This is a genomic window from Kitasatospora sp. MBT66, from assembly GCF_000710405.2.
Taxonomy (GTDB): Bacteria; Actinomycetota; Actinomycetes; order Streptomycetales; family Streptomycetaceae; genus Kitasatospora; species Kitasatospora purpeofusca.
This window is the reverse complement of sequence record NZ_JAIY01000011.1, coordinates 211,630-218,873: the sequence shown is the minus strand read 5'-3', so window position 1 is coordinate 218,873 and position 7,244 is coordinate 211,630. Positions and strand designations below refer to the sequence as shown.

The 7,244-nt window shown below is 73.7% G+C and carries 6 protein-coding genes and 1 pseudogene; 2 read left to right on the top strand and 5 right to left on the bottom strand.

From position 1 onward, the window contains the following. The 3 genes from BI06_RS31745 to BI06_RS31735 form a co-directional block, all read right to left on the bottom strand. A partial coding sequence (locus BI06_RS31745) for an ATP-binding protein (RefSeq protein WP_043473984.1) occupies nucleotides 1-416 on the bottom strand: 416 nt, incomplete at its 3' end. A 123-nt stretch (nucleotides 417-539) separates the two neighbouring features. Next, on the bottom strand, nucleotides 540-1,310 hold the full coding sequence (locus BI06_RS31740) for a glyoxalase (RefSeq protein ID WP_051742415.1): 771 nt from the start codon (nucleotides 1,308-1,310) through the stop codon (nucleotides 540-542). Nucleotides 1,311-1,534: 224 nt separating this feature from the next. Then, entirely contained in the window at nucleotides 1,535-1,999 is a 465-nt protein-coding gene (locus BI06_RS31735; protein WP_030397292.1) for a hypothetical protein, read from the bottom strand. Nucleotides 2,000-2,320: 321 nt separating this feature from the next. Here BI06_RS31735 and BI06_RS31730 point away from each other — a divergent pair, with 321 nt between their 5' ends. After that, nucleotides 2,321-3,724: an isopeptide-forming domain-containing fimbrial protein gene (locus BI06_RS31730; RefSeq protein ID WP_030397293.1), complete on the top strand. Its 1,404-nt coding sequence runs from the start codon at nucleotides 2,321-2,323 to the stop codon at nucleotides 3,722-3,724. 81 nt (nucleotides 3,725-3,805) lie between these two features. Here BI06_RS31730 and BI06_RS31725 read toward each other — a convergent pair whose 3' ends face one another. After that, nucleotides 3,806-4,408, bottom strand: a complete 603-nt coding sequence (locus BI06_RS31725; RefSeq protein ID WP_149030544.1) for a hypothetical protein — start codon at nucleotides 4,406-4,408, stop codon at nucleotides 3,806-3,808. Between the two features lie 341 nt (nucleotides 4,409-4,749). Next, nucleotides 4,750-6,228: an insulinase family protein gene (locus tag BI06_RS31720; RefSeq protein WP_043473981.1), complete on the bottom strand. Its 1,479-nt coding sequence runs from the start codon at nucleotides 6,226-6,228 to the stop codon at nucleotides 4,750-4,752. Between the two features lie 143 nt (nucleotides 6,229-6,371). Between BI06_RS31720 and BI06_RS51440 the strand changes: the two are divergent. Continuing rightward, nucleotides 6,372-7,244, top strand: a pseudogene (locus BI06_RS51440) (hypothetical protein); the annotation flags it as partial.

The following is a 7,244-nucleotide window of genomic DNA, read 5'->3' as shown; positions in this document are numbered from 1 at the left end:
TCGTCGACCAGGCACACCAGCGGGCTCCCGGCCGCCGCCTCGGCGAACAGTCCCAGCACCGCCATCCCGACCAGCAGCAGCTCGGGCGCGGGCCCGCCGCTCAGGCCGAACGCCACCCGCAGCGCGTCCTGCTGGACCGGCGGCAGCCCGTCCAGGTGCGTCAGCAGCGGGGCGCAGAGCCGCTGCAGGCCCGAGTACGCGAACTCCGACTCGGCCTCGACGCCCTCCGTGCGGACCACCCGCATCCCCGCCGCCCCGGCGGCCACGTGGTCGAGCAGCACGGACTTGCCGATCCCCGCCTCACCGCGCAGCACCACCACCCGGCTCCGCCCGTCGCGCACCTCGCGCAGCAGCCGCTCCAGCGTCTCCGCCTCCCGCTGCCGCCCGAGCAACCGGCGCGTCGCGTCCTGCTCCATCACGCATCCTCCGCCGCGTATCCCCTGGCAGAGCCCCTTCCCCAGGAGCCTCGCCCCCATCCTACGAACCCGCGCGAAGCCCGACCGGCCCGGTGGCGGCCGGCCTCGCGCTCCGACGGAACGTCAGGGTGTGCCGACGGTTCCCTCTCCCGGGGCCGCGCCGCCGCGCCGCAGCCGGAGCGCCTCGGCGTCGCGGAGCCCGTAGGTGGCCCGGTGACGTTCGGCCTCGGTGAGGTCGAGCGCGTTCAGCCGACGGCGCCACTCGTCGACACCGTCGGTCTCCTCCATCGCGGTGGCGAGCTCGACCAGGGTGGCAAGCGTCAGGGCGACCTCCAACGGCGCGGCGGTGTCCCCGTGCCGGCGCAGGGCCGTGACCAGGACCCGCAGCGCGGCACGGTCGTCGTTCTTGAACTCGCTGAGGACACGGGCGTTGTCGAGCGCCTTGGCCAGTCCGGTGAGGTCCTTCGAGCCGCCGTACTCCAGTTCCGCGGGCTCGTCCCGCTGGATGAAGATGATCGAGTTCCCGGACGGGTCGACGAGGGTGAAGCGGCTGGCCCCCGGCCTGAACCGGGTGATGCGCGGCCGGCCGGTGGACAGCGTCCGCCCGTAGGCGGCGCGCAGGGCCCGGGTGAACTCGGCGTGGTACGCCGCGACTTCGTCGACCAGGACCAGGCAGGCGCCGCCGTCCTCGTGGCTCGGCTCCAGGTTCTTGGGCGGAGTCCCGAAGTGCAGCGCGAACCCGCTCCACTCCAGTGCCAGGTAGACGTAGGGCCGGGTCTGCTTGTAGGTGACCTCGAACCCGAGCGCCTGGTAGAACTCCAGCGTCTCGTCGACCGACACGCACGGCAGCACCGGCACCGTGGTCTCGTTCGCGCGCACCGTCGATCCTGTCATGTTCGCCACCTCGTCCGCTCCTGCCCGACCCGGACCTCCGAGCCTGCCGCAGAACCGGCCCCGGCGCCTATGGAGTTCTTCCGTGTCGCTGCGGCCACGGAGTTCGTCCGCGAGCGAAGGGTGCGGATCGAGGGGCGACGCCGACGGCAGAAGCGTCCTTGCCCGATGCCAGCCCGGCCCGGCACGCGGTGTGCCGGGCCGGGCCGGGGTCGGGGCCCCGGAGGTCAGCCGCGGGGGACGGCCTTGGTCCACCAGCCGCCCCAGTTGCCGCCGGCGTCCCGGTCGCGGAAGAGGTCCGCGCCGATGGTGAAGGAGCGCGAGCCGATGCTGAAGGCGTTGCCCTTCTTGTTCACGATCTTGACCTTGTTGGCGAAGTCGTGGTCGCCGCCCAGGGACATCCACGCGGCCTGCGCGCCCTTCGGCGGGAACCAGGTCGTCCACACGTTGAAGTCGGTGCCGATCACGAACAGCTGCTTGGTGCCGTCGGAGAGGGTGACGTAGGTCTTGCCGTCGCCGTAGTCGCCGCCGCAGAAGAAGGTGCCGCCGCTCGCGTTGCAGGTCTTGGGCCGGGGCGCCGGCTGGGCCTGGCCCCGGTCGTCGCCCTGGCTCTGGGCGAGGGCGGGGGACGAGGCCAGTCCGAGGGTGGCCACGGCGGCGAGGGCCACGACGGCGGTCCTGATCCTGTTCATCACTGCTCCTGGGGAGTGCTGGTGCTGCACGGGAGGTGCGGGCCGGTGCGGCCCGCGGCCAGCCTCGGCCAGCTCTTGACGGAGCGTCAACGAAATCCGGGGCCGGTGCCCCCGGTGCTGGTCGGCGCTGCCTCTGTGGGCAGGAACCGCCGGAACGGTGAACCGCGCGGCGGCCGCGGCGGGGCGGGGCGCGATCCGGGGCGGTTCGCGCCCACGCGTGCTCCGGGAGCCGCTGCCCGCGCTCTCGTCCGTACAAGAACCATTGCCGCACCCTGAAGGCGGATGCCACCGGATCCCGGCACCGGAACAAAGGGGAAGAACGTGACCACTCCCGCCCCGTCCCGCATCACTCTCGTGAACGGCAGCTTCGAGCAGCCCGCCGTCGCCGCGGGCAGCAACGCGCTGCTGCCCGACGCCTCCCAGACCCAGAGCCCGAACCGCGTCCCGGGCTGGCTGACCACCGCCACCGACCACCTCATCGAGCTCTGGCACGACGGCTTCAACGGCGTCCCCTCCGCCGACGGCGCCCAGTTCGCCGAGCTCAACGCCAACCAGGTCTCCACCCTCTACCAGGACCTGCCCACCACCCCGGGCGCCACGCTGTACTGGCGGCTCTACCACCGGGGGCGGCTCGGCCAGGACACCATGGCCCTGGACATCGGCCGGCCCGCCGCGGTCGTCCAGCAGCGCCAGTTCACCGACGGCACCACCGCCTGGGGCTTCTACTCCGGCACCTACACCGTGCCGGCCGGGCAGACCGTCACCCGCTTCGCCTTCCGCTCGGTCGCCTCCGCCGGCGGCAACCAGTCGGTGGGGAACTTCCTCGACGGCATCTTCTTCGGCACCGCCCCCGCCGTCACCCTCACCAAGTCCGCGATCCCCGACGGTCCCCTCCAGGTGGGCGACACCATCACCTACCGGATCGTCGCCAGGAACGAGGGCGGTGGCAACGCCGAGGCCCTCGTCCTGACCGACACCGTCCCGGACGGCACCACCTACCTGCCCGGGACCCTGCGCATCGTCAACGGCCCCAACGCCGGGGCGAAGACCGACCGGCCGGGTGACGACCAGGCCTCCTACGACCCGGTGGCCAACCGGGTGACGTTCAACCTCGGCAACGGCGCCACCGCCGGGCACGGCGGCAGCCTGCCCAACACCGACACCCTGCCGAACGGCACCACGGTGGAGTACCGGGTCACCATCGACGAGGACAGCGCCGGCGGGCACCTCACCAACACCGCCACCGCCACCTACGAGAACCGGCTCGGCGCCACCCCCGAACCCCTCACCGCCACCTCCGGCCCCGCCGACACCGAGGTCCTCCCGGCGGCCGACCTGAGCGTCGCCAAGTCCGCCGACGAGACCACCGTCACCGTCGGCCAGACCGTCACCTACCGGGTCACCGTCCGCAACGCCGGACCCAACACGGCCACCGGCGTCACGGTCACCGACCCCCTCCCGGCCGGCCTGGCCTTCCTCTCCGCCGAGACGGGAAGCGGCAGTTACGCCCCCGGCACCGGCGTGTGGAGCGTCGGGACGCTGGCCGCGGGCGCCTCCGCCACCCTCACCCTCCGGGCCAAGGCCACCGCCCCGGGCGCCGTCACCAACACCGCGACGGCGCACGCCACCGAGACCGACCTCCACCGCGCCGACAACACCGACTCCGTCACCGTCTGCGTCAAGCCCGCCCCCGCCTGCCCGCCCCCCGGCTGCGGCCCCTGCTGACCCGGCCGACCCGCTGTCCGGCCCCGGCCCGTCCGAGCCGGGGCCGGACCCGCGAACCCCCGCCTCACCACAGGATGTCGATCACTGCAGGATGTTGATCGCGCGGGCGATCACCAGCGTCGCCACGATCAGGGAGGTCGCGGCCTCGACCATCATCAGCAGCTTGGCCCACCGCCTGATCGCGGAGACATCGGTCGGGCTGAACGCGGTCGCGGTCCAGAAGGACAGCGACAGGTAGTCGGCGAAGACCGGCACCCAGCCGGCCGGTGCGTACGCCGTGTGCTGCATCTCGGGGAACACGAACGCCGGTCCGGTGGCGGGCCGGTGGGCACGGGCCGCGGCGCCACCGCGGTCCAGGTCCCAGTACCAGAGCGCGAAGGCGATCACGTTCGTCACCCAGGTCACGCCACCGGTCGCCAGCAGGCCGGTGGCGTTGTCGGCGAACAGCTTGTTGTCGGTCAGGATGTCCGACACCAGGTGGATCCCGGCATACAGGTTCGAGGCGGTGATGAAGGCGATCACGGTCTCGGTGACCACCCGCAGCCAGGCCTTCTGCCGGTCGATCCGCCCCGGATCGCCGACGACCAGCACCACCAGCAGGGTGAACAGCACCACCGGCACCACCCACACCGGGTCCACCCGGTACGACGCGGGCAGCGCCACGTGCAGCAGCCCGGCACTCACCACCGCCACCGAAACCGGCCACCAGTGCTCCCCCCGCACAGCGGCCCCACCTGGTCCCACCGACGACGGACCGACCGGACCGGGGCTTGCGCGCATGCCTCATTCTGCCCCCGCCGGTGGACGCCCCCCACCCGATCCACCGCGCGACACGCGGCGGGCCCGCACCATCGGCAGAACCGGAGGTGGAAGCGGCCGGTCGGTGCGGGACCCACCCCTCCTCGGCCGGCTCGAACAGGCTGAGGGTCATCTCCCGTGTGCGGCGGCCGGCGCGCAGGCGGTGCGCCGCATCCCGGGAAGGACGGACGCCGGTTCCGTGGCGGGGCGGTGGACGCCGGCTCGGGTCACCCGGTGGCGCGCAGGGCCGAGAGCGGGAACCGCAGGGTTTCCGGGACGGCGGCGTCGATGGCGGCGAGGGCGGGGCCGAGGCCGGCGAAGAGCTCGGGGGTCACGGGGACGAAGCAGTTTCCGAGGCCGTGCAGGATGCGGCCGCCGTCGTGGACCTCGACACCCACCACCTCGGTGTACGGGAAGCCGTGGACCTGGCCCTCCTCGTCCTGCCACCACGCGCCGTCGGCGTTCACCACGAGGCGGACCTTACGGGCCGCGCCGAACCGTGCCCGGGCGAGCAGCGGCGGCCGGTACTGCGGCCCGGCGGGCAGCGCGGTGCGCTCGGAGCAGTCGGCGGCGGGCAAGGCCGAGCGGTCGGGCCGGCCGAGTGTCAGCTGCTCCACCTGGTGGGGCACGAGCAGCAGCGCCGTCTCCATCGCCGCCGCGAAAGCCTCCCGCACCTGCGCCGGGGTCACCTCGGCCTGCTGCGCGAGCTTGGTCGCGGCGTCCAGATGGGTCTCGTCGAGCAGCAGGTCCGCCGCGCGCTCGGCAACCTCCATGTCGAGCGTGCGGGGGTCGGTCAGGAACTCCCGGGCGGCCTGCCGCTCCTCGGCCAGTTCGGCCTCGGTGGGCTCCTCCTCGGCGAGGCGCAGTGCCTCCTGCCAGAGCAGTTCGGCGACGCGCTTCTCCTGGCCCTCGCGGACGTCCAACTGGACGCTGCGCTCGCCGCGGCCGGGGCCGACGTAGACGGCGGTGCCGCCGACGTCGTAGCTCAGGCCGTGCTCGTGGCGGACGGTGTCGGTCAGGCGCTGGGAGAGGACGTGGGTGGCGAGCAGCATCGCCTGGTCGTTGAGGTCGCAGGAGAGCAGCAGACCGGGACCGGGAACGTCGGCCCGGTGCCAGGACGGGTCGGTGCGGCGCGGGGCCGGGTGCGGCGCGCGGGCGGTGCGGGCGCCGGGGGGCAGCGGGAGGCGCAGGCCCTGCGGCGGAGGGCCGGTCAGGGCGAGGACGGCGTTGCCGGCGTGGAAGTGGCGGGCGACGGTCTCCCGGACAGCGTCGAGCGGGATCCGGTCCGCGCCGGGTCCGCCGAAGGAGGCCAGCCCGAGACCCTGGGTGCCGTAACGGATCGACAGCAGTTCGCCGGTGACCGGGTCGGCCACGCCGCTGCCCTCGGCGGCGAGCACTCCGGCCTCCTTCTCGATCCGCTCCAGGGGCAGTTCGGTGAGGGCGGTGCAGACGCGGGCGAGGAAGTCGACGACCTGTTCCGCGCGGCCGGTGCAGGTGAAGTCGGTGATCGAGAGGCTGACGGAGGCATTGTGCTCGAAGTGCAGCCGGGGGAGCGTGCTCATCGCCAGGTGCTCGACCAGGTGCGTCACCCCGAGGGTGCGGAAGGTCTCGTCCTGGACCCCGCAGCCGAACATCAGGGTGGCTTCGAGCGGGCCGGGCGTCTCGGTCCAGATGACGGGGACGCCGTCGATGACATCGTGGTGCATCGGATGATCATACATTCATCGCTTTGTCGACCTTGAACACCGATGCAGGAGCGACGTCGCCCTGTCGGAGGTGATCGCTAGGCTGCCGGAGCGGCCGGACGATCACTGCCCGGCCGCCGAACAGCACGGGGGAGTGGCGGGTCATGGTCGGGGAGATCGGTGCGCAGGGTTACGTCGCGCGGCTGGAGGACGCGAAGCTCGTCTTCCGCAACGAACGCGGGCGGGTCCTGAAGAAGGTGCCGCCCGCGCTGGCGGGACATCCCGGCCTGCCAGGGCTGGTCGCGCTCGCCGCCGGTGCCGAGGCGCACCGCAGGAGGTGCGAGCAGGAAGCCGAACGGCTGGTCCGCGAGGGCGTCGCGGTGCCGGACCGGGCGGTGGACCTGCTCTCGGCGGACGCCGCCTGGGCGGAGGCCCTGGCGCGGGCCGGACTCAAGCCCTCCGTAGGGGAGCCCGAGGGCGACAGCGGGCTGCTCGCCCGCCGCTACCGGCACCCCGCCCTGCCCGACGCGGAGCGCGTACTGCTCACCACCGTCGACGCCGCACGCCACCGCGACCGCCTGATGGCGCACCAGGGCTGGGAGCCGGTCGGCGCCCTGGCGGCGACCGGGCTGCCGGCCGACGGAGCGATGCCGTTCCCCGAGTCCGCGCTCGCCGGGCATCCCGCCCGCGAGCAGGAGGTGCTGCGGTACGTCGAGCGCCTGGAGGAGGCCACCTCGGCGTGGCGGGTGTGGGTGAAGCGCGACGTCGACGCCGTACTGAAGGCGATCGCCGCCGCCGAGCCGGCGCTCTCGCGCTGCTTCCTGGACGGCGTCGCCGACCTGTGCCTGCGCCACGGCGGGGAGCGGGCCGACGCGGCGGCGTGGTTCGCCCGCGCGAGGACGGCGGAGCGCACCGCGGGCGAGCAGGTCGACCAGGAGTGGCTGGACGCCCGCTACGCCGCCGCGGACGCGGCCGGCGCACTCACGGAGACGGCGCTGCGCGAACGCCTCCGGCAGGTCACCGCGCGCGGCGCCGAC

Bases quoted from the DNA above. Each gene is read 5' to 3' on its own strand.
- BI06_RS31735 (WP_030397292.1), bottom strand. From the start codon at position 1,999: ATGAACAGGATCAGGACCGCCGTCGTGGCCCTCGCCGCCGTGGCCACC.
- BI06_RS31720 (WP_043473981.1), bottom strand. From the start codon at position 6,228: ATGCACCACGATGTCATCGACGGCGTCCCCGTCATCTGGACCGAGACG.
- BI06_RS31740 (WP_051742415.1), bottom strand. From the start codon at position 1,310: ATGACAGGATCGACGGTGCGCGCGAACGAGACCACGGTGCCGGTGCTG.